Genomic DNA, 20,101 nt, shown 5'->3' with positions numbered 1-20,101 from the left:
TAACGCCTGCTGGCCTTCGCTTAGCAGGCCTACGATTGTGCGGCTAACCGGAGGATCACAGGCTCATTGGCTGGCGGGAATTTTTCGGCATCACTTGCCTGAAGTTCCACCCAGTTACCCGGCTGTCCCTCTTTTCCCCAGGGTTCACCCTCCCAGTTTTCCACCAGCCAAAACCACAGCGTGATGTGCCTGTCCGGAAACTGGTATTCAAGCTTATCAAACAGCGTTGCGCCATGCGGGGTGATCCCCACCTCTTCCTGAAGCTCGCGAACCAGCGCCTCTTCCGGCGTTTCACCTGACTCGATTTTACCGCCCGGAAACTCCCACTTGTTTGCCATGTGGGCGTCGGCAGCGCGCTGGGTGATGAAGATTTGGTTTTGCGGGTTGCGGATAATCCCGACGGCAATTTGCAGTATTTTCATAGTGTCGCTTCCATAAAAAAGGCGCAGAAATCTGCGCCTTTTTGTTTTTTTATGAACTTAGCTCAGACGGCCGTGGCACGCCTTGTACTTTTTACCGGAACCACACGGGCACGGATCGTTACGACCCACTTTACGATCGCCGGTCTGCGCGGCGATCGCCGCTGCAGCTTCGCTGTCGTCGGTTTGGTGGCTCAGCTGTTGCATTTGTGCCAGACGCTCGGCTTCTTCACGACGCTGCTGCTCCATCGCTTCTACCTCTTCCGGCATGCGCACCTGAACCTTGCTCAGGGTGCTAATCACTTCATATTTCAGTGACTCCAGCATAGACGCAAACATGGAGAAGGATTCACGCTTGTATTCCTGCTTCGGATCTTTCTGCGCATAGCCACGCAGGTGGATACCCTGACGCAGGTAGTCCATCGCCGCCAGGTGCTCTTTCCACAGGGAGTCCAGAGTCTGCAGCATCACGCCTTTTTCAAAGTGACGCATCATCTCAGCGCCAACAACCTCTTCCTTACGCTTGTATACGTCCAGCGCGGTTTCAAAGATACGTTCACGCAAGGTCTCTTCGTGCAGCTCAGGCTCTTTATCCAGCCACTCTTTGATTGGCAGATCGAGGTCAAAGTCGTTTTTCAGGCGTTCCTGCAGGCCTTCGATATCCCACATTTCTTCCAGAGACTGCGGTGGAATATGCGCGTCGATGGTGGCTTTAAACACATCTTCACGAATGCTATTGATGGTTTCGCTCACGTCGGAGACGTCCAGCAGTTCGTTACGCTGGGTGTAGATCGCACGACGCTGATCGTTAGCCACGTCATCATATTCCAGCAGTTGCTTACGAATATCAAAGTTGCGGCTTTCCACTTTACGCTGTGCGTTCGCGATCGCTTTGGTCACCCACGGGTGCTCAATGGCTTCGCCAGGTTTCATCCCCAGCTTACGCATCATGCCGGATACGCGGTCGGAAGCAAAAATACGCATCAGCGCATCTTCCATAGACAGGTAGAAGCGGGATGAACCGGCATCACCCTGACGACCCGCACGACCACGCAGCTGGTTATCAATACGACGCGATTCGTGACGCTCCGTACCGATGATGTGCAGACCGCCGGAAGCCAGAACGGCGTCATGACGAACCTGCCAGTCGGCTTTGATCTGCGCAATCTGTTCTGGCGTTGGGTTTTCCAGCTCAGCCACTTCAGCCTGCCAGCTACCGCCCAGCATAATATCGGTACCACGACCCGCCATGTTGGTGGCGATGGTGACGGCAGCCGGATAACCCGCCTGCGCAACAATGTCTGCCTCTTTAGCGTGGAACTTGGCGTTCAGAACGTTGTGCTTGATGCCTGCTTTGGTCAGCTCGTTGGAAACCACTTCGGATTTCTCGATGGAGATGGTCCCCACCAGAACCGGCTGGCCTTTTGCGGTACGTTCGCGAATGTCTTCAATGATTGCCTGGATTTTTTCCGCTTCGGTCATGTACACCAGATCCGGCATATCCTTACGGATCATCGGACGGTTGGTTGGAACAACCACGGTATCCAGCTTGTAGATGGAGCTGAATTCAAACGCTTCGGTATCGGCGGTACCGGTCATCCCTGCCAGCTTCTCATACAGACGGAAGTAGTTCTGGAAGGTGATAGACGCCAGCGTCTGGTTTTCGTTTTGAATATCCACGCCTTCTTTGGCTTCTACAGCCTGGTGCAGACCGTCAGACCAGCGACGCCCCTGCATGGTACGGCCGGTGTGTTCATCGACGATGATCACTTCACCGTCTTTCACGATGTAGTCGACGTCGCGGGTGAACAACGCGTGGGCACGCAGCGCAGCGGTCACGTGGTGCATCAACATAATGTTGCTTGGGGAGTACAGGGACTCACCCTCTTCCATGATGCCTTCAGCGACCAGCAGCTCTTCAATTTTCACCAGACCGCGTTCGGTCAGGTTAACCTGGCGCGCTTTTTCATCAACGGAGAAGTGGCCTTCACCCTGGAAGGTGTCGGAGTCCTCTTTCTCCTGACGCAGCAGGTGTGGAATGATTTTGTCGACTTTACGGTACATCTCGGAGCTGTCTTCAGCCGGGCCGGAGATGATAAGCGGAGTACGCGCTTCATCGATCAGGATGGAGTCCACCTCATCCACCAGCGCGTAGTGCAGCTTACGCTGGACGCGCTCTTCAGGGCTGAACGCCATGTTGTCACGCAGGTAGTCGAAGCCGTATTCGTTGTTGGTACCGTAGGTAATATCCGCGTTATACGCTTCACGCTTGGCTGGCGCAGGCAGGCCGGACATGTTGATGCCGACAGTCATACCGAGGAATTCGAAAAGTGGACGGTTGTTTTCGGCGTCACGCTGCGCCAGATAGTCGTTGACGGTAACGACGTGAACGCCTTTACCGGTCAGCGCGTTCAGGTAAGCCGGCAGCGTTGCGGTCAGGGTTTTACCTTCACCGGTACGCATTTCCGCGATGCAGCGCTCGTTGAGCACCATACCACCCAGCAGCTGAACGTCGAAGTGACGCATGCCGAACACGCGCTTACTCGCTTCGCGCACGACAGCAAACGCTTCCGGGATCAGGCTTTCTAAGGTTTCACCTTTTTCCAGACGCGCACGAAATTCCGCTGTTTTCGCTTTAAGCTCGTCATCAGAGAGCTTCTCCATCGCCGGTTCCATACCGTTGATGACGGCAACTGCTTTGCGCATACGGCGCAGGGTACGATCGTTACGACTACCAAAAACTTTAGTTAACAATTTGATTAGCATAATAAATTCTCAAACGCCCCATTGTGGGCAGATAAATTAAGGTATTGAAAAAGTTAATTTAGCTGAGGCGTTGCGGCCCGGCGCGAATGCCGTGAGCCTGGCTAATCCAGGTTGAAACAGAGAATGAAACAGGTGAAACAAACTCACGTTGCGTCGACTGACGAACTATGACCGGCGGCTGGCTGTCCTGCGTGAGAAGCGCGTTGAGCGTGTCCAGCAGGGCAAGATGCTGAGCCTGCACCGGCAGCGCCTCTTCCGCAACAGGCATGGCCTGCGGTGCCATCGCAAACGACAGATGGCGGATAACCGTGCGGATAGCGTGCTGGTGCCAGTAATCGACGGTGAAGTTTGGACGGCGGCTGGCTTCAAGCCACGCAAGATTAGTGAAGTTAACCCGCGTGTTGAAATCGTGTTTAGTCGTGGAGGTTTTTGCGGGCGTCGCCGCTTCGGCACTGTTGCTGAGCGCAGGCAAGCCAAAGCTCGCCGCGACCATCCCTAATAAGAGATGCGGCCAGAAGTAACGTCTGCCAAATTGTCGCCAGCGCGTCAGTATTCCGCTCACCTGCTCCACCCAATAAGCCAGCCTTGCAGAGGCTGAGTTCAGTTATTCTTTTAGCGCCCAGATAGTATCACTAAAGCCAATGCACATCAGCAGGAATGAGGTGCCGCCGCGGGGAAAAACGGTCAAGAATGCAGCTAACGCACACATTTTCTGCGAAAGACAAACAAGAGATAACGCTGGGGCAAACTAAGAAGGGTAAAAATAAAAACGACTGGTCTTCCTGGTCGGAGAGAGTACCAGGTTAACCAGTCGATTTTTTTACGAAACGGCGTGAACCGTTACGCCAGAACCATGCTCGGTGCTTTGAAAGCCAGCGGCAGCTCAGCTTCGTCTTCGAAGGTCACATATTCCCAGGCTTCCTGTTTTGCCAGGACGGCCTGCAACAGTTTGTTGTTCAGCGCATGACCGGATTTGAACGCGGTAAATGCACCAATGATGTTGTGACCACACATGAACAGGTCGCCGATAGCATCCAGCATTTTGTGACGAACGAATTCATCTTCGAAACGCAGGCCGTCTTCGTTCAGTACGCGATAATCGTCAACAACGATGGCACAATCGAAGCTGCCGCCCAGGCACAGGCCGCGGGACTGCAGATATTCGATATCACGCATGAAGCCAAACGTACGGGCTCGGCTGATCTGGCGCATAAACGCATCGGCAGAGAAGTTCATCGCATAGCGTTGGGTGCTGGAGTCAATCGCCGGATGGTTAAAGTCGATGGTAAAGTCCAACGAGAAACCATTGTACGGTTTGAATTCAGCCCATTTGTCGCCATCTTCGACGCGAACGGTCTCTTTGATGCGAACAAATTTCTTCGCGCAGTTCAGTTCTTCGATGCCAGCATCCAGCAACAGATAGACGAACGGTGCAGCACTGCCATCCATAATCGGGATTTCTGGCGCATCGACTTCAACAATAATGTTGTCGATACCCAGTCCCGCCAGGGCGGCGTTCAGGTGCTCAACGGTAGAAATCCGCACGTCATGCTCGTTAACCAGACAAGTACAGAGCATAGTATCACGCACAGATTTGGCATCGGCCGGAAAATCTACCGGTGGATTCAAGTCGGTGCGACGATAGATGACCCCGGTATTGGCCGGCGCAGGGCGTAACGTCAGCGTGACTTTCTTGCCGGTATGTAAACCGACACCCGTCGCCTGAACGATACGTTTAAGTGTCCTTTGTTTGATCATCGTATAATCTCGCCAAATTAACTATCCAACCGAGAGTGTATATCACTAACGGTGGGCCAGTTTAGCACAAAGAGCGCAAATCCCCAAATTCCAGCCAATTCTTAGTCAGCTTGCTTACGCAGGAACGCCGGGATATCCAGATAATCTGGCTCTTTCGCCGTTTGCGGCGTTGGGTCGTTCACCACTTTCGCGGCCGGTTTCTGCTCCTGAGTCAGAGGAGACATACCGTGCTGCTGGTAACGATCCATTACCGGTTGCTGAGTCTGCTTGTTAGTCACTAAGGTGATCTCAGGACGTTTGTCCATGCCGATACCGGTAGCAACAACGGTAACACGCAGCTCGTCGTTCATTTCAGGGTCAAGAGAAGTACCGATTACCACGGTAGCGTTGTCAGAGGCGAACGCACGGATAGTGTTACCCACGGTTTCGAACTCATCCAGACGCAGGTCAAAGCCAGCGGTAATGTTGACCAGCACGCCGCGCGCACCAGACAGATCGATATCTTCCAGCAGTGGAGAAGAAATGGCCATTTCAGCTGCTTCTTCTGCACGATCTTCACCGCTCGCCACGCCAGAGCCCATCATCGCGTAGCCCATTTCGGACATCACGGTGCGAACGTCTGCAAAGTCAACGTTCATCAGGCCAGGACGGGTAATCAGTTCAGCGATACCCTGGACCGCGCCTTTCAGCACGTCGTTTGCTGCACCGAATGCGTCAAGCAGGGAGATACCGCGCCCCAGAACCTTCAACAGCTTGTCGTTAGGGATGGTGATCAGCGAGTCCACATGCTTGGACAGCTCGGTGATACCCTGCTCCGCGAACGCCATACGCTTCTTGCCTTCAAAGTTGAAAGGCTTGGTCACGACAGCAACGGTCAGGATACCTAAATCTTTAGCTACTTCAGCCACAACAGGTGCTGCGCCGGTACCCGTACCGCCACCCATACCTGCTGCGATGAAGACCATGTCCGCACCTTCCAGTGCAGCGCGCAGCGCTTCACGATCTTCTTCAGCCGCATTGCGACCAACTTCCGGGTTAGCCCCTGCTCCCAGCCCTTTGGTGATACCACCGCCGATCTGGATAGTCTGGCCTACAGCCGTCTTACGCAGTGCCTGCGCATCGGTGTTAACTGCGAAGAATTCAACACCTTCAATGCGTTCACGCACCATATGCTCTACGGCGTTACCGCCGCCGCCACCGACGCCGATGACTTTAATCACCGCGTCGTTGGTCAGTTCCATAGGTTCAAACATAATTTCTCTCTCCGTTGTGCCTGTCGCCCGAGACCGCTAATTCTCTCCGGTCTCTTAAAAAAATTAAAACTCTTTTCGCAACCAGTTGTTCAGTCGTTTGACCCACGACCCCACTGAGACGCGTTTTTCCACTTCTGCTTCACCACTGAGATGAGATTCCTTCCCGTAGTGAAGCAGGCCCACAGCCGTTGAATAATACGGCTCCTGAGCATAATCCGTTAAACCGGTGATATTCAGCGGCGCACCAATACGCACCTGCGTATGGAACACGCGCTGAGCACAGGCCGCAAGACCTTCAATTTGCGCTGCACCGCCGGTTAATACAATCCCCGCCGCAAGATGATGCTTAACACCCTGCTGACGAAGCTGTTCCTGTAACTGTAAAATCTCTTCGTTGACCAGGTTGAGCAGCTCGGTATAGCGCGGCTCAATCACCTCTGCCAACGTCTGGCGCTGCAGGCTACGCGGTGGACGACCACCGACGCTCGGCACTTCAACGCTCTCATCTTTGCCAACGATAGACCCCAGCGCACAGCCGTGGCGCACTTTAATTGCTTCTGCATCGCTCGGCGGCGTACCAAAAGCGTAAGCAATATCGCTGGTCACAACGTTCCCGGCATAAGGGATCACTTTAGTGTGGCGCAACGCACCGCCGGTATAGACGGCGATATCCATTGTACCACCACCAATATCGACCACACAGACACCCAGTTCACGTTCATCTTCGGTCAGCACGGAATAACTTGCCGCCAGACCCGCGAAAATAAGTTGGTCAACTTTCAGGCCACAACGTTCAACGGCTTTTACAATGTTCTTCGCCATATCGTTGTGACATGTGATCAGGTGCACTTTTGCCTGCATACGTACGCCAGAAAGACCGACCGGGTTCTTGATCCCTTCCTGGTAGTCAATCGCATATTCCTGCGGAATGACATGCAGCACGCGATGTTCGTCGCGGACACGCACGGATTTCGCCGTGTGCACTACGTTTTCAACGTCTTCCTGCGTCACTTCTTCTTCGGAAATCGGCACCATACCAATTTCGTTCTGGCAGCTAATGTGCTTACCAGAAAGGGCCAGATAGACAGACGAAATCTGGCAATCTGCCATCAGTTCAGCCTGATCGATGGCGCGCTGAACGCATTTCACCACCGATTCAAGATCGTTTACCCCACCTTTATCCATACCACGGGACGGGCAACTGCCTACGCCAATGATATTGACCATACCGTCGGGCAGAACTTCCCCTACTAAAGCGGCAACCTTCGCGGTGCCAATCTCCAGTCCAACTACCAGTTTTCTGTCCGTCGCCTTGATCATTGTTGTTCTGCCTGTACCTGTGCCTGATTCTGTTGCTGATTAGGTTCCTCGACCGGAGCCGGTACCCAACCGACTGCTGCGCCTGAGTCATAGCGCAAATCAACGTAGCTTATCCGTTTGCCGTCAGTCTGTGCCTGCTGCTGTAAAACCGGGTAAAGTTCGACAAAACGCGCCAGACGCTTCATGGTGTCCCCGCGTCCCAGGTTGAGCTTAATGCCGTTCGTTAACGTCAGCTGCCAGGAACGGCGCGCCGTCATGGCAGCATCTTTTAACGTAAACCTGTCCTTCGCCAGCACCTGACCCATTTCGCGAAAACCCTGTAACACTTCGTTTTCGCTGCCTTCAGGGCCATACAACATCGGTAAATTTTGCTTGTTGACACGATCGGCCGGGACGCTGAAGGAATTTCCGTCTGCGTCAACCATGTGCTGATCATTCCAACGCGCAATGGGCACATATTCAACCAGATGAATCTTCAATTCATCAGGCCATTGCTTTCTTACGCTCGCCTGTTTTATCCATGGCAGACGTTCAATCTGACTCTGGATAATATTGACGTCCTGAGTCATGAAAGTGCCAGGCGAACCCAGCGCCAGTATTGACTGGCGAATATCGTCGTTACGCGTGTAGTGACGCTCACCGGTGACCACCAGCTTAGAGAGCGGCAACCGCTGCGCATCTTCCATCCAGCCCAGGACCATCCAGCCGCTGATAAACACGGTGCACAGCACCCCGAGCAGGAAAATGATGCCTGCAAGACGCGTTCCATTGCTGCGGCGTGAAGAGGTGTATTCGTCCTCGTCATCGCGGTTGCGCGTGTTCAATGCAGCCTGAGACATATCAGCCCGCCTGGTCCAGAATGCGTACGACTAACTGCGAGAAACTCATCCCCGCCTGACGCGCGGCCATCGGCACAAGGCTGTGGCTCGTCATACCCGGAGAGGTGTTGGCTTCCAGCAGATAAAATTGTCCATCTTTGTCCTGCATCACATCGATGCGTCCCCAGCCCTGGCAACCCAGAACATGCCAGGCTTTAAGCACCAGGGACTGTAAATCGGCTTCACGCTCAGCTTCAAGACCACTTGGGCAGAAATATTGCGTCTCATCAGAGAGATACTTCGCCTCATAATCATAGAAGACTCCAGCGGGTTGGATACGGATTGACGGTAAAATTTCTTCGCCAAGCATCGCGACGGTAAATTCCGGCCCGCTGAGCCATTTCTCTACCAAAACTTCATCATCATGTTGAAATGCCAGTGCTAAAGCGGACGCTAAATCGTCAGCTTTGTCGACTTTGGACATTCCCACGCTGGAGCCTTCCCGGCTGGGCTTTACAATAACCGGTAAGCCCAGTTCAGCAATGCGTGCATTAACGCTATCCGGCAGGCCCAATTCAAATTCGCGACGCGTCAGTGCCACCCATGGCGCAACAGGTAAACCTGCGCCCTGCCACAGCAGCTTGCTGCGCAGTTTATCCATAGAGATAGCAGACGCCATCACGCCGCTGCCGGTGTATGGCAGACCGATCAGATCCAGAAGCCCCTGCAGGGTGCCGTCTTCGCCGCCACGACCGTGTAAAGCGATAAAGACTTTATCGAAGCCCATGGCTTTTAATTGCGTCACGTCAACCTCTTTTGGATCGACCAGGTGCGCATTGACGCCACCCTCCCGCAGGCCCGCCAGCACAGCCGCGCCGGAATTCAGGGAAACCTCGCGTTCAGCAGAGGTGCCGCCAGACAGGACAGCAATCTTATCAGCCATGATGCTCATCCTCCTGGGTTTGCGGCTTCAGTTTGATTTCAGCTAAGGTACGGGCGATTTTGCCGATATTTCCCGCGCCCTGAATCAGAATCAAATCGTTACCCGTCAGGACCGGTGCCAGAATTTCCGCTACCTGTGCAGGGTCAGAAACCAGAATAGGGTCAACCTTACCGCGTCCACGGATTGTACGGCACAGGGAGCGGCTGTCGGCCCCTGGAATCGGCGTCTCGCCTGCGGCGTATACGTCCAGCATTAACAGGGTGTCTACCTGTGACAGGACGCTGGCGAAATCGTCATACAGATCGCGCGTACGCGTGAAGCGGTGCGGCTGGAAGATCATCACCAGATTTTTGTCAGGCCAGCCCGCGCGTGCGGCTTTAATGGTGGCGTCCACTTCGGTCGGATGGTGGCCGTAGTCGTCCACCAGCATCGCAGTGCCGGCTTTACCGTTTACGGCGTCCAGCGGGAATTCACCGAGGAAGTCGAAGCGACGACCGGTGCCCTGGAAGCTTTCCAGCGCGCGCAGAATCGCATCATCATCAATGCCTTCTTCCGTCGCGACGGCCACTGCCGCTGCGGCATTGAGGGCATTATGGCGACCTGGTGCATTCAGCGTGACGTGCAGCAGTTCTTTGTCCTGACGCGCCAGCGTGAAGTGTCCCTGCGCACCAATCTGTTTGTACTCCTCCACGCGAACGTCAGCGTCTTCGCTGAAGCCGTAGGTGGTGATTTGACGACCCACGCGCGGCAGCAGCTCGCGGATCACCGGATCGTCTACGCACATTACCGCACGTCCATAGAACGGCAGGTTGTGCAGGAAGTTGATGAAGGTCTGCTTTAAGTTCTCGAAGTCGCCCTGGTAGGTATCCATATGGTCAGCTTCGATGTTAGTGACAATCGCCACCATCGGCTGCAGGTGCAGGAACGACGCGTCGCTCTCATCCGCTTCAGCTATCAGATAACGACTGTGGCCCAGACGTGCATGCACGCCTGCGGCTTTGACCAGACCGCCGTTGACGAACGTCGGATCGAGCCCCGCTTCCGCATAAATACTGGAAACCATCGCCGTGGTCGTGGTTTTACCGTGGGTCCCGGCAATGGCGATGCCGTGACGAAAACGCATCAGTTCCGCCAGCATTTCTGCACGGCGGATCACCGGAATGCGCGCTTCGTGCGCAGCAACGATTTCAGGGTTGTCAGAGGAGATGGCGCTTGAGACCACCACCACGCTCGCATCGCGCACGTTTTCCGGACGATGGTTGAAATAGATAGTCGCCCCAAGCGACGCCAGCTGCTGCGTAACAGGGTTTGGCGCCAGGTCAGACCCGCTGATCTGATAGCCTTCGTTAGCTAACACTTCGGCAATACCGCCCATGCCAGCACCACCGATGCCAACAAAGTGAATGTGCCGGACGCGACGCATCTCGGGCACGATTGAACGCAGTTTTGCCAGTTGTTGTGTATTCATTCTCTAAACGCCATCGACTACTTAAAATTCGTGCAGCGCAACACGCGCTGCGAGGGTTAAGCCTGGGCTGCCAGGCTCACTTCTTTTGCCACCCGTTCCGTCGCATCAGGGATAGCGGCCGCGCGCGCGCGTTGTGCCATCTCCAGCAGTGCGTCTCTGTTCCAGCCCGCCAGGGTGGTGGCGACCGCGTCGGCGGTAAATTGTGGCTGCTCAAATATCTTCGCGGCACCGGCTTTCTCAAGCGGCAGCGCATTCCAGTACTGCTGTCTGTCTTTGTGCTGGAACGGCACAAACAGGGCCGGCAAACCGGCGGCGGCGATCTCGCTCACCGTCAGCGCGCCTGAACGACAGACCACGACATCGGCCCACGCATACGCTGCCGCCATGTCGTCGATAAACTCTGTGACTTTATGCTGCGGCTGACCTTCGTCTGCGTAAGCCTGCTCAACGGTCTGCTGAGCGCCTTTCCCGCTCTGGTGCCAGATGGTCACGGTATCGCCCAGCTTTGCAGCTACCTGCGGCATCGTCTGGTTCAAGATACGCGCGCCCTGTGAGCCACCGACGACCAGCACACGAACCGGCCCTTCACGGCCCGTCAGGCGAGCATCCGGCAGCGGCAGCGCCAGCACGTCGACACGCACCGGATTACCCACTACGTCCGCTTTCGGGAACGCGCCGGGAAACGCCTGCATGACTTTAGTGGCGATTTTCGCCAGCCATTTGTTGGTCAGACCGGCAATACCGTTCTGCTCATGCAGAACGACGGGAATACCTAACGACCACGCCGCCAGCCCGCCGGGCCCCGAGACATAGCCGCCCATGCCCAGCACCACATCGGGCTTAAAGCGCTTCATAATGGTGCGCGCCTGACGCCAGGCGTTAAAAATACGCACCGGTGCCAGCAGCATTGCCTTGAGTCCTTTGCCCCGAAGGCCGGAAATACGAATAAAGTCGATCTCGATACCGTGTTTCGGCACCAGGTCGGCCTCCATGCGGTCTGCGGTTCCCAGCCAGCGTACCTGCCAGCCCTGATCCATTAAATGGTGCGCAACCGCAAGTCCCGGGAACACGTGTCCGCCGGTACCGCCTGCCATCACCATTAACCGCTTCGGTTGATTCATCGTGAACCTCGTGTAAACGCCTGGGCTTTCTCCAGACGCGTTTCATAATCTATGCGCAACAACAGCATGATGGCCGTCGACATAATCAACAGACTGGAACCACCATAACTGATCAACGGCAACGTCAGACCTTTGGTCGGCAGCATACCCGCTGCGGCCCCGACGTTAACCAATGCCTGGAAGCTAAACCAGATACCAATTGAGCAGGCCAGGAAGCCTGAGAAGCGGTGATCGATCTCCAGCGCTTTCCGGCCGATGGACATGGCGCGGAAAGCGACGAAGAATACCATTAATAGCGCTAATACCACACCGATATAACCCAGTTCTTCCGCAATAATGGAGAAGATGAAGTCAGTATGCGCTTCCGGTAAATACTCGAGTTTCTGTACCGAGTTCCCCAGCCCCTGTCCCCAGACTTCACCGCGACCAAAGGCCATCAGCGACTGCGTCAGCTGATAACCGCTGCCGAACGGATCTTCCCACGGGTTCCAGAACGAGGTCACACGGCGAATACGGTAAGGCTCGGCGAGGATCAGCAGCACAACCGCCGAAATCCCCATCCCGATAATAGCGATGAACTGCCACAGCTTCGCGCCCGCCAGGAACAGCATGGCCAGGGTGGTAACGAACAGCACGACAACGGTACCGAGGTCAGGCTGCGCCAGCAGTAATACCGCCAGCACCAGAATCACGCCCATCGGTTTTAAGAAGCCGCGCAGGTTGTTACGCACCTCATCTACCTTACGCACCAGGTAGTTAGCCAGGTAGCAGAACAGGGAGAGCTTGGTAAATTCCGCAGGCTGAATACGCAGCGGGCCGAAGGCGATCCAGCGGGATGCCCCGTTAACGGAGCTGCCCACCACCAGTACGATCAGCAGCATAATAATCGACGCGATCAGCATCGCCGTACTGTGCCGCTGCCAGAACTCCATCGGCAGACGCAAGGTCACCAGCGCCAGACAGAACGCCAGGATAATGTAAAGACCATCACGCTTGGCAAACAGGAAAGGATCGTTCGCCAGACGCTGCCCGACAGGCATTGATGCCGACGTCACCATAATAAAGCCTACCGCCGCCAGCCCCATCGTGAGCCAGAACAGCGTGCGGTCGTACATGATCAGGCTGTCGTTATCTTTTTGACGAGAGCCCATTACCCAGCCTTTGAGCGCCGCAAACAGCCATGCCAGGATCCCAAATCCTGGCATGCGCGGCATTTTCAGGCGAGGGAGAGATAAACGCATCAGCCTAACTCCTTCGCCAGGCGGGTAAAGACATCACCACGCTGTTCGAAATTCTTGAATTGATCGAGGCTGGCACAGGCCGGAGAGAGCAGCACCATATCGCCTGGCTTCACGCGAGGGGCAATCAACCGCATCGCCTGTTCCATGGTTTCGGTTTGCTCGGCAACTTCAGGGCGCAGTTCAGCCAGTTCGCTGCCGTCACGGCCGAAGCAGTACAGGCGGATGTTATCGCCGGAGAGATAGGGCTTCAGCGAGGAAAAATCAGCTGATTTACCGTCGCCGCCCAACAGTAAATGCAGGGTGCCGTCAACGTGCAGCCCGTTCAGCGCGGCCTCCGTGCTACCCACGTTGGTGGCTTTGGAGTCGTTAATCCAGCGCACGCCGTTGTGCTCCAGCGCCAGCTGGAAACGGTGTGCCAGACCAGAAAAGGTGGTTAACGCTTTCAGGCTGGAGGAGCGCGGCAGCCCTACAGCATCAGCAAGCGCCAGCGCCGCCAGGGCATTGGTGTAGTTGTGCTGACCTGTGAGCTTCATCTCTTTCACGTTCAGCACTTTCTCACCCTTCACGCGCAGCCAGGTTTCGCCCAGTTGGCGGTTCAGGTGGTAGTCCCCCATCGTAATACCAAAGCTAATACAGCGATCGTCTGCGCCACGCACCGGCATCGTCAGAGCGTCATCGGCATTAACAACGCAGACTTTTGCATTTTCATAAACGCGCAGCTTAGCGGCACGGTATTGCTGCAGGCCAAATGGATACCTGTCCATATGATCTTCAGTCACGTTGAGGATCGTCGCAGCCGCAGCATGCAGGCTGGAAGTCGTTTCCAGCTGGAAGCTGGAGAGTTCCAGCACGAACAGCTCGCAGCCTTTGTCCAGCAGCATCAGAGCAGGTAAACCAATGTTACCGCCAACGCCGACGTTCATGCCTGCCGCTTTCGCCATTTCACCCACCAGAGTGGTGACGGTGCTTTTACCGTTAGAACCGGTAATAGCGATAACGGGCGCCTGCACTTCACGGCAGAACAGCTCGATATCGCCGACAATTTCCACACCCGCATCCGCGGCAGCGCTCAGCGAAGGGTGCGCCAGCGCCATACCCGGGCTGGCGACAATCAAATCGGCTGCCAGCAGCCAGTCATCATTCAGACCACCAAGGTGGCGTTCAACCTGTTCCGGCAGTTTGTCCAGACCCGGTGGAGAGACACGCGTATCCATCACGCGCGGCGTCACGCCGCGCGCGAGGAAAAAGTCCACGCAGGAGAGCCCCGTGAGGCCCAACCCGATGATAACGACTTTTTTGCCCTGGTAATCTGCCATGATTAACGTACCTTCAGCGTTGCCAGGCCAATCAGCACCAGCATCAGCGAAATAATCCAGAAGCGCACAATCACGCGCGGCTCCGGCCAGCCTTTCAGTTCATAGTGGTGGTGAATCGGCGCCATACGGAAGATGCGCTGACCGCGCAGCTTGAAGGAACCTACCTGCAAAATCACCGACAGGGTTTCAACCACAAACACGCCGCCCATAATCACCAGCAGGAACTCCTGACGCAGCAGCACGGCGATAATGCCGAGCGCACCGCCCAAAGCCAGAGAACCGACGTCACCCATAAAGACCTGCGCCGGATAGGTGTTGAACCACAGGAAGCCCAGCCCCGCCCCGACAATTGCCGTACAGACGATCACCAACTCACCCGCATGGCGCAGATAAGGGATGTGCAGGTAGTTCGCAAAGTTCATGTTACCGGTCGCCCACGCCACCAGCGCAAAACCGGCGGCCACAAAGACGGTTGGCATAATGGCCAGGCCATCCAGACCGTCGGTCAGGTTAACGGCGTTGCCCGTGCCGACAATCACAAAGTAGGCCAGCAGAATGTAGAACAGCCCCAGCTGTGGCATCACGTCTTTAAAGAACGGCACAACCAGCTCGGTGGCCGGTGTGTCTTTGCCTGCCAGATACAGAGCGAAGGCAACGCCCAGCGCGATCACCGACATCCAGAAATATTTCCAGCGCGCGATCAGGCCCTTAGTATCTTTACGAACGACTTTGCGGTAATCATCCACAAAACCGATGATCCCGTAACCCACCAGTACCGTCAGAACGCACCAGACGTACGGGTTGGAGGGGTACGCCCACAGCAGCACGGAAACGACGATGGCGGTCAGGATCATGATCCCGCCCATGGTCGGGGTACCGCGTTTGCTGAAGTGCGACTCCGGACCGTCGTTACGCACAACCTGGCCGAAAGAGAGTTTTTGCAGACGGGCAATCATGCGCGGGCCCATCCACAACGAGATGAACAGCGCAGTCAGCAGGCTGACGATGGCGCGAAACGTCAGATATGAAAAGACGTTAAAGCCTGAATAATATTTGACCAAATGTTCGGCCAGCCAAACTAACATGTCCCGTTCTCCTGTAATGCGTGCACAACCTCTTCCATGGCGGCACTACGTGAACCTTTCACTAACACAGTCACAATTTGTTTTTCTGTAATCAACGCTTTAAGGCGCTCTATCAACGCGGCTTTATCAGCAAAATGCTCGCCAACGCCGCTGGCATGGCTAATCGCCTGGCTCAGTTTTCCTGCGCTCAGCACGCAGTCCAGCCCCGCCGCTTTCGCCGCTTCACCGACCTGGTTATGACAGGCTTCGCTTTCGTCGCCCAGCTCTGCCATGTCGCCAACCACCATGATGCGATAGCCCGGCATTTCAGATAACACCTGCACCGCCGCCGTCATTGAACCAACGTTCGCGTTGTAGGAGTCATCCAGCAGCAGTTTGTTTTCCGAAAGCTGAATCGGGAACAGACGACCAGGCACGGCTTTCAGGTTCGCCAGCCCGGCTTTGATCGCCTCATGTGAAGCGCCCACCGCCGTTGACAGCGCCGCCGCCGCAAGGGCATTGGCGATGTTATGGCGACCCGGCAGCGGCAGCAGAACCTCTACGCCCCCCGTTGGGGTCGTGAGGGTGAACTCGGTGCCGTGGGACGTCACATGGATATTGGTCGCCGTAAAATCACTGTTGGCCGCATTTGGCGAGAAGCGCCAGGTTTTACGCGCGCCAATGATGCTCTGCCAGTTCAGCCAGTCGTTGTTATCGGCGTTCAGAATAGCGATACCGTTATCCGGCAGGCCGGTATAAATCTCACCTTTCGCTTTCGCCACGCCTTCCAGCGAGCCAAAGCCTTCCAGGTGCGCAGCCGCGAGGTTATTCACCAGCGCAGCTTCCGGGCGAGTCAGGCTCACGGTCCAGGCGATTTCGCCCTGGTGGTTTGCTCCTAACTCGATCACCGCATAGTCATGTTCTTTGGTCAGGCGAAGCAATGTCATCGGCACGCCGATGTCATTATTGAGGTTGCCCGCGGTATAAAGCGTATTGCCGCACTGGCCGAGGATCGCCGCCGTCATCTCTTTCACCGACGTTTTGCCTGATGACCCGGTCAGCGCGACGACGCGAGCAGGCACCTGCTGACGCACCCAGGCGGCCAGCTCACCGAACGCGAGGCGCGTATCTTTCACCACAACCTGCGGCAGATCGATATCGAGCTTGCGGCTGACCAGCAGCGCACCGGCGCCGTTCTCTTTGGCCTGTTCAGCAAAATCATGCGCGTCAAAACGTTCGCCTTTCAGCGCCACAAACAGACAGCCTGCAGTGATTTTGCGGGTGTCCGTCGTCACGGCATCAATGGTCAGGTCTTGCCCGTGCAGGTCGCCCTTCAGGATTGCAGCGGCCTGACGTAACGTGATGCTAATCATGCCACGACTCCCAGCAGGCGTGCTGCCGTTACGCGGTCCGAGTAGTCCAGACGGCGATTGCCAACGATCTGATAATCTTCATGCCCTTTGCCCGCTAAGAGGACAACATCATTCTCTTGCGCCTGCATAATGGTATTGGTCACGGCTTCCGCACGGCCTTCCACCACGCGAGCACGGCCCGCGTCCAGCATGCCCGCCAGAATGTCATTGATGATGGCGCGCGGCTCTTCCGTACGCGGGTTGTCATCGGTTACTACCGGAATATCTGCGAACTGCTCGGCAATAGCCCCCATCAGCGGGCGTTTGCCTTTATCGCGATCGCCGCCGCAGCCAAACACGCACCAGAGCTTCCCGGCGCAGTGCAGGCGCGCCGCTTCGAGCGCTTTTTCCAGCGCATCCGGCGTGTGGGCATAATCAACCACAACGGTCGGTTTGCCCGGCGCGTTGAACACTTCCATACGGCCACAAACCGGCTGCAGACGCGCTGAGGTTTTCAGCAGTTCAGCCATCGGATAACCCAGCGCCAGCAGCGTCGCCAGCGCCAGCAGCAGGTTGCTGACGTTGAACGCGCCCATCAGGCGGCTTTCAATTTCGCCTTCACCCCAGGAAGAGGCAAAGCGGATTGTCGCCCCGCTGTCGTGGTAATTCACCTCAACCGCCTTCAGCCAGCGTCCGTGGCAGTTCGGATTGATATGGTCTTCCATCGACACCGCAACCGCATCCGGCAGCTTCGCCAGCCAGCGGCGGCCCACTTCGTCGTCGGCGTTGATGATGGCTTGTCCGTAATGGTGAGTAGAGAACAGCAGCCATTTCGCGGCTTCGTAATGCTCCATATCACCATGATAATCAAGATGATCGCGGCTCAGGTTAGTAAACACTGAAGCGGCAAATTTCAGCGCCGCAACCCGATGCTGTACCAGACCGTGCGAAGAGACTTCCATTGCAGCAAAGGTTGCCCCCTGCCCAGCCAGACCTGCAAGCACATGCTGTACGTCTACCGCCGAGCCGGTGGTGTTTTCCGTCGGGCTCACTTTGCCCAGCAGGCCGTTACCTACGGTACCCATCACTGCACCGGTTTCACCCAACAGCTGGGCCCACTGCGCCATCAGCTGCGTGGTGGTGGTTTTACCGTTCGTGCCCGTCACGCCGACCAGACGCAGCTGGTCGGAAGGTTCGTGATAAAAACGTCCCGCCAGCGCGGAGAGACGCTCGTTTAACTGGCTGAGATAGATAACCGGCACCCCGTGCATTTCACGGATCTCACCGTCGGTTGCCTCATCTTTGGCCTCAGCAATAATGGCAGCCACACCTTGCGCAATCGCCTGCGGGATATAACGACGCCCGTCCGCCTGATGACCGACCACCGCCACAAAAAGATCGCCAGAAGCAGCCACGCGGCTGTCCAGTACCATCTCTCGCAGTGCTCGCTCCGGTGCATTTGGCACCCACGGAGCGAGAAGGTCGCGCAAATTACGATCTGCCACCTGTACCCTCGCCTTGATTAATTACAAATTCACTTTTTTCGCCCGTCGCCAGCGCATCCGGTTCAATGTTCATGGTGCGTAACACGCCGCCCATGATAGCCCCGAACACAGGCGCGGAGACGGCGCCGCCGTAGTATTTACCCGCCTGTGGATCGTTTATTACGACCACCAGCGCAAAACGCGGATTGCTTGCAGGCGCAACGCCTGCGGTATAGGCAATATATTTGTTGATGTAGCGGCCGTCTGGCCCCACCTTTTTCGCTGTACCGGTCTTGATGGCAATGCGATAACCTTTGATCGCCGCCTTCACGCCGCCGCCGCCAGGCAGCGCCACGCTTTCCATCATGTGCACCACGGTACGAACGACAGATTCCGGGAAGATACGCTCGCCCGGAACCGGTGGATCAACTTTAGTAATCGACAGCGGACGATAGACGCCATAGCTGCCAATCGTTGCATAGACTCGCGCTAGCTGTAACGGAGTTACCATTAGCCCGTAGCCGAAAGAGAAGGTGGCCCTCTCTATGTCAGACCACCGTTGTTTTTGAGGATATAAGCCACTGCGTTCTCCGACCAACCCCAAATTGGTCGCCTTTCCAAGTCCAAAACGTGAGTAAGTCTCTACTAACGCTGAGGACGGCATCGCTAACGCCAGCTTTGAAACGCCGACGTTACTCGACTTCTGTAATACCCCGGTCAGGGTCAATTCGCTGTAGCGCGCCACGTCTTTGATTTCGTGACCGTTAATTCGGTATGGAATGGTATTCAGTACGGTGTTTTCGTTGACGATACCGCGCTGAAGTGCAGTCATGACCACCATCGGCTTAACCGTCGAACCCGGTTCGAACACGTCGGTGATGGTACGGTTACGCATAACATCCTTCTGCGTGCCGGTAAGATTATTAGGGTTGTAGGACGGGCTATTGGCCATCGCCAGCACTTCACCCGTGCTGACATCAACTAACACAGCACTGCCCGATTCCGCTTTGTTGAAGGCCACGGCATTGTTCAGTTCGCGGTAAACCAGCGCCTGTAATCGCTCATCAATACTCAGCGCAAGGTTGTGTGCGGCCTGGCTGTCCGTTGAGGAAATATCCTCGATCACGCGACCATAGCGGTCTTTACGCACAATGCGCTCGCCGGGCTGGCCGGTAAGCCATTTATCAAAGCTTTTTTCAACGCCTTCAATCCCCTGGCTATCGACGTTAGTAAAGCCAATGAGGTGAGCAGTCACTTCGCCGGATGGATAGTAACGACGGGATTCTTCACGCAGATGGATCCCCGGCAGCTTCAATTTTTTGATGTAGTCCGCCATGTCAGGGTTCACCTGACGTGCCAGATAGATAAAGCGCCCTCTCGGGTTCGTATTCACGCGTGAAGCTAACTGGTCCAACGGCATCTTCAGCGCATCCGCAAGGGCCTTCCAGCGGTTATCAAGCGTGATACCGCCAGCATCATGCAGTTCTTTAGGATCGGCCCAAATCGCCTTCACCGGCACGCTCACCGCTAGCGGACGACCCGAGCGATCGGTAATCATCCCACGGGATGTCGACACTTCCTGAACGCGCAGGGAACGCATGTCACCCTGGCGTACCAGCATGTCAGGAGCGATGATTTGTAGCCAGGCCACGCGTCCAAGCAGAAAACCCAGAGCGAGTAAAATGCAGCCGCAAAGCAACGCAAAACGCCAACTGATAAAGTTGGCCTGTTCTTCCTGACGTTTTGGTTTTAGCGTTTTTGCCGCTGCTTTCATGCGT

The 20,101-nt window shown here is 55.8% G+C and carries 16 protein-coding genes; all 16 read right to left on the bottom strand.

Annotation, left to right across the window (positions count from 1 at the left end; all coding sequences use genetic code 11):
- Positions 1 to 29: 29 nt before the first annotated feature.
- Positions 30 to 422: an 8-oxo-dGTP diphosphatase MutT gene (gene mutT / locus USH94_RS09655; protein WP_111964033.1), complete on the bottom strand. Its 393-nt coding sequence runs from the start codon at positions 420 to 422 to the stop codon at positions 30 to 32.
- Positions 423 to 479: 57 nt separating this feature from the next.
- Positions 480 to 3,185, bottom strand: a complete 2,706-nt coding sequence (gene secA, locus USH94_RS09650) for a preprotein translocase subunit SecA (RefSeq protein WP_111964034.1) — start codon at positions 3,183 to 3,185, stop codon at positions 480 to 482.
- A 58-nt stretch (positions 3,186 to 3,243) separates the two neighbouring features.
- Positions 3,244 to 3,747, bottom strand: coding sequence for a secA translation cis-regulator SecM (gene secM, locus USH94_RS09645; protein ID WP_164850615.1), 504 nt, complete (start codon positions 3,745 to 3,747; stop codon positions 3,244 to 3,246).
- A gap of 278 nt (positions 3,748 to 4,025) precedes the next feature.
- Positions 4,026 to 4,943, bottom strand: a complete 918-nt coding sequence (lpxC, locus tag USH94_RS09640; protein ID WP_008501977.1) for a UDP-3-O-acyl-N-acetylglucosamine deacetylase — start codon at positions 4,941 to 4,943, stop codon at positions 4,026 to 4,028.
- Between the two features lie 101 nt (positions 4,944 to 5,044).
- Complete coding sequence (gene ftsZ / locus USH94_RS09635) at positions 5,045 to 6,196, bottom strand: cell division protein FtsZ (protein WP_008501978.1); 1,152 nt, start codon at positions 6,194 to 6,196, stop codon at positions 5,045 to 5,047.
- A 63-nt stretch (positions 6,197 to 6,259) separates the two neighbouring features.
- The gene (gene ftsA, locus USH94_RS09630) at positions 6,260 to 7,516 is read right to left on the bottom strand and encodes a cell division protein FtsA (protein WP_023334508.1); all 1,257 of its coding nucleotides are present in this window, start codon (positions 7,514 to 7,516) and stop codon (positions 6,260 to 6,262) included.
- Positions 7,513 to 8,355 (bottom strand): cell division protein FtsQ, encoded by an 843-nt coding sequence (gene ftsQ / locus USH94_RS09625; protein WP_111964036.1) that lies wholly within the window; start codon positions 8,353 to 8,355, stop codon positions 7,513 to 7,515. Before ftsQ ends, ftsA begins: the two co-directional genes overlap by 4 nt.
- A 1-nt stretch (position 8,356) precedes the next feature.
- Positions 8,357 to 9,277 (bottom strand): D-alanine--D-alanine ligase, encoded by a 921-nt coding sequence (locus tag USH94_RS09620; RefSeq protein WP_111964037.1) that lies wholly within the window; start codon positions 9,275 to 9,277, stop codon positions 8,357 to 8,359.
- Positions 9,270 to 10,745, bottom strand: coding sequence for a UDP-N-acetylmuramate--L-alanine ligase (gene murC, locus USH94_RS09615; protein ID WP_023310397.1), 1,476 nt, complete (start codon positions 10,743 to 10,745; stop codon positions 9,270 to 9,272). Before murC ends, USH94_RS09620 begins: the two co-directional genes overlap by 8 nt.
- Before the next feature lie 56 nt (positions 10,746 to 10,801).
- Complete coding sequence (murG, locus tag USH94_RS09610) at positions 10,802 to 11,866, bottom strand: undecaprenyldiphospho-muramoylpentapeptide beta-N-acetylglucosaminyltransferase (RefSeq protein WP_039260813.1); 1,065 nt, start codon at positions 11,864 to 11,866, stop codon at positions 10,802 to 10,804.
- The gene (gene ftsW / locus USH94_RS09605; protein WP_111964038.1) at positions 11,863 to 13,107 is read right to left on the bottom strand and encodes a cell division protein FtsW; all 1,245 of its coding nucleotides are present in this window, start codon (positions 13,105 to 13,107) and stop codon (positions 11,863 to 11,865) included. Before ftsW ends, murG begins: the two co-directional genes overlap by 4 nt.
- Positions 13,107 to 14,423, bottom strand: coding sequence for a UDP-N-acetylmuramoyl-L-alanine--D-glutamate ligase (gene murD / locus USH94_RS09600; protein ID WP_111964039.1), 1,317 nt, complete (start codon positions 14,421 to 14,423; stop codon positions 13,107 to 13,109). Before murD ends, ftsW begins: the two co-directional genes overlap by 1 nt.
- A gap of 2 nt (positions 14,424 to 14,425) precedes the next feature.
- Positions 14,426 to 15,508: a phospho-N-acetylmuramoyl-pentapeptide-transferase gene (gene mraY / locus USH94_RS09595; RefSeq protein WP_008501985.1), complete on the bottom strand. Its 1,083-nt coding sequence runs from the start codon at positions 15,506 to 15,508 to the stop codon at positions 14,426 to 14,428.
- Positions 15,502 to 16,860, bottom strand: coding sequence for a UDP-N-acetylmuramoyl-tripeptide--D-alanyl-D-alanine ligase (gene murF / locus USH94_RS09590; RefSeq protein ID WP_111964040.1), 1,359 nt, complete (start codon positions 16,858 to 16,860; stop codon positions 15,502 to 15,504). The genes mraY and murF overlap by 7 nt, the downstream gene beginning before the upstream one ends.
- On the bottom strand, positions 16,857 to 18,344 hold the full coding sequence (murE, locus tag USH94_RS09585; protein ID WP_111964041.1) for a UDP-N-acetylmuramoyl-L-alanyl-D-glutamate--2,6-diaminopimelate ligase: 1,488 nt from the start codon (positions 18,342 to 18,344) through the stop codon (positions 16,857 to 16,859). Before murE ends, murF begins: the two co-directional genes overlap by 4 nt.
- Complete coding sequence (locus USH94_RS09580; RefSeq protein WP_111964042.1) at positions 18,331 to 20,097, bottom strand: peptidoglycan glycosyltransferase FtsI; 1,767 nt, start codon at positions 20,095 to 20,097, stop codon at positions 18,331 to 18,333. The genes murE and USH94_RS09580 overlap by 14 nt, the downstream gene beginning before the upstream one ends.
- Positions 20,098 to 20,101: the final 4 nt, after the last annotated feature.

Origin of the sequence: Enterobacter sp. 148H3 (assembly GCF_034107425.1) — a bacterium.
Taxonomy (GTDB): Bacteria; Pseudomonadota; Gammaproteobacteria; order Enterobacterales; family Enterobacteriaceae; genus Enterobacter; species Enterobacter vonholyi.
The sequence above is the reverse complement of the archived record's forward strand: the minus strand, read 5'-3'. Positions and strand labels throughout refer to the sequence as shown.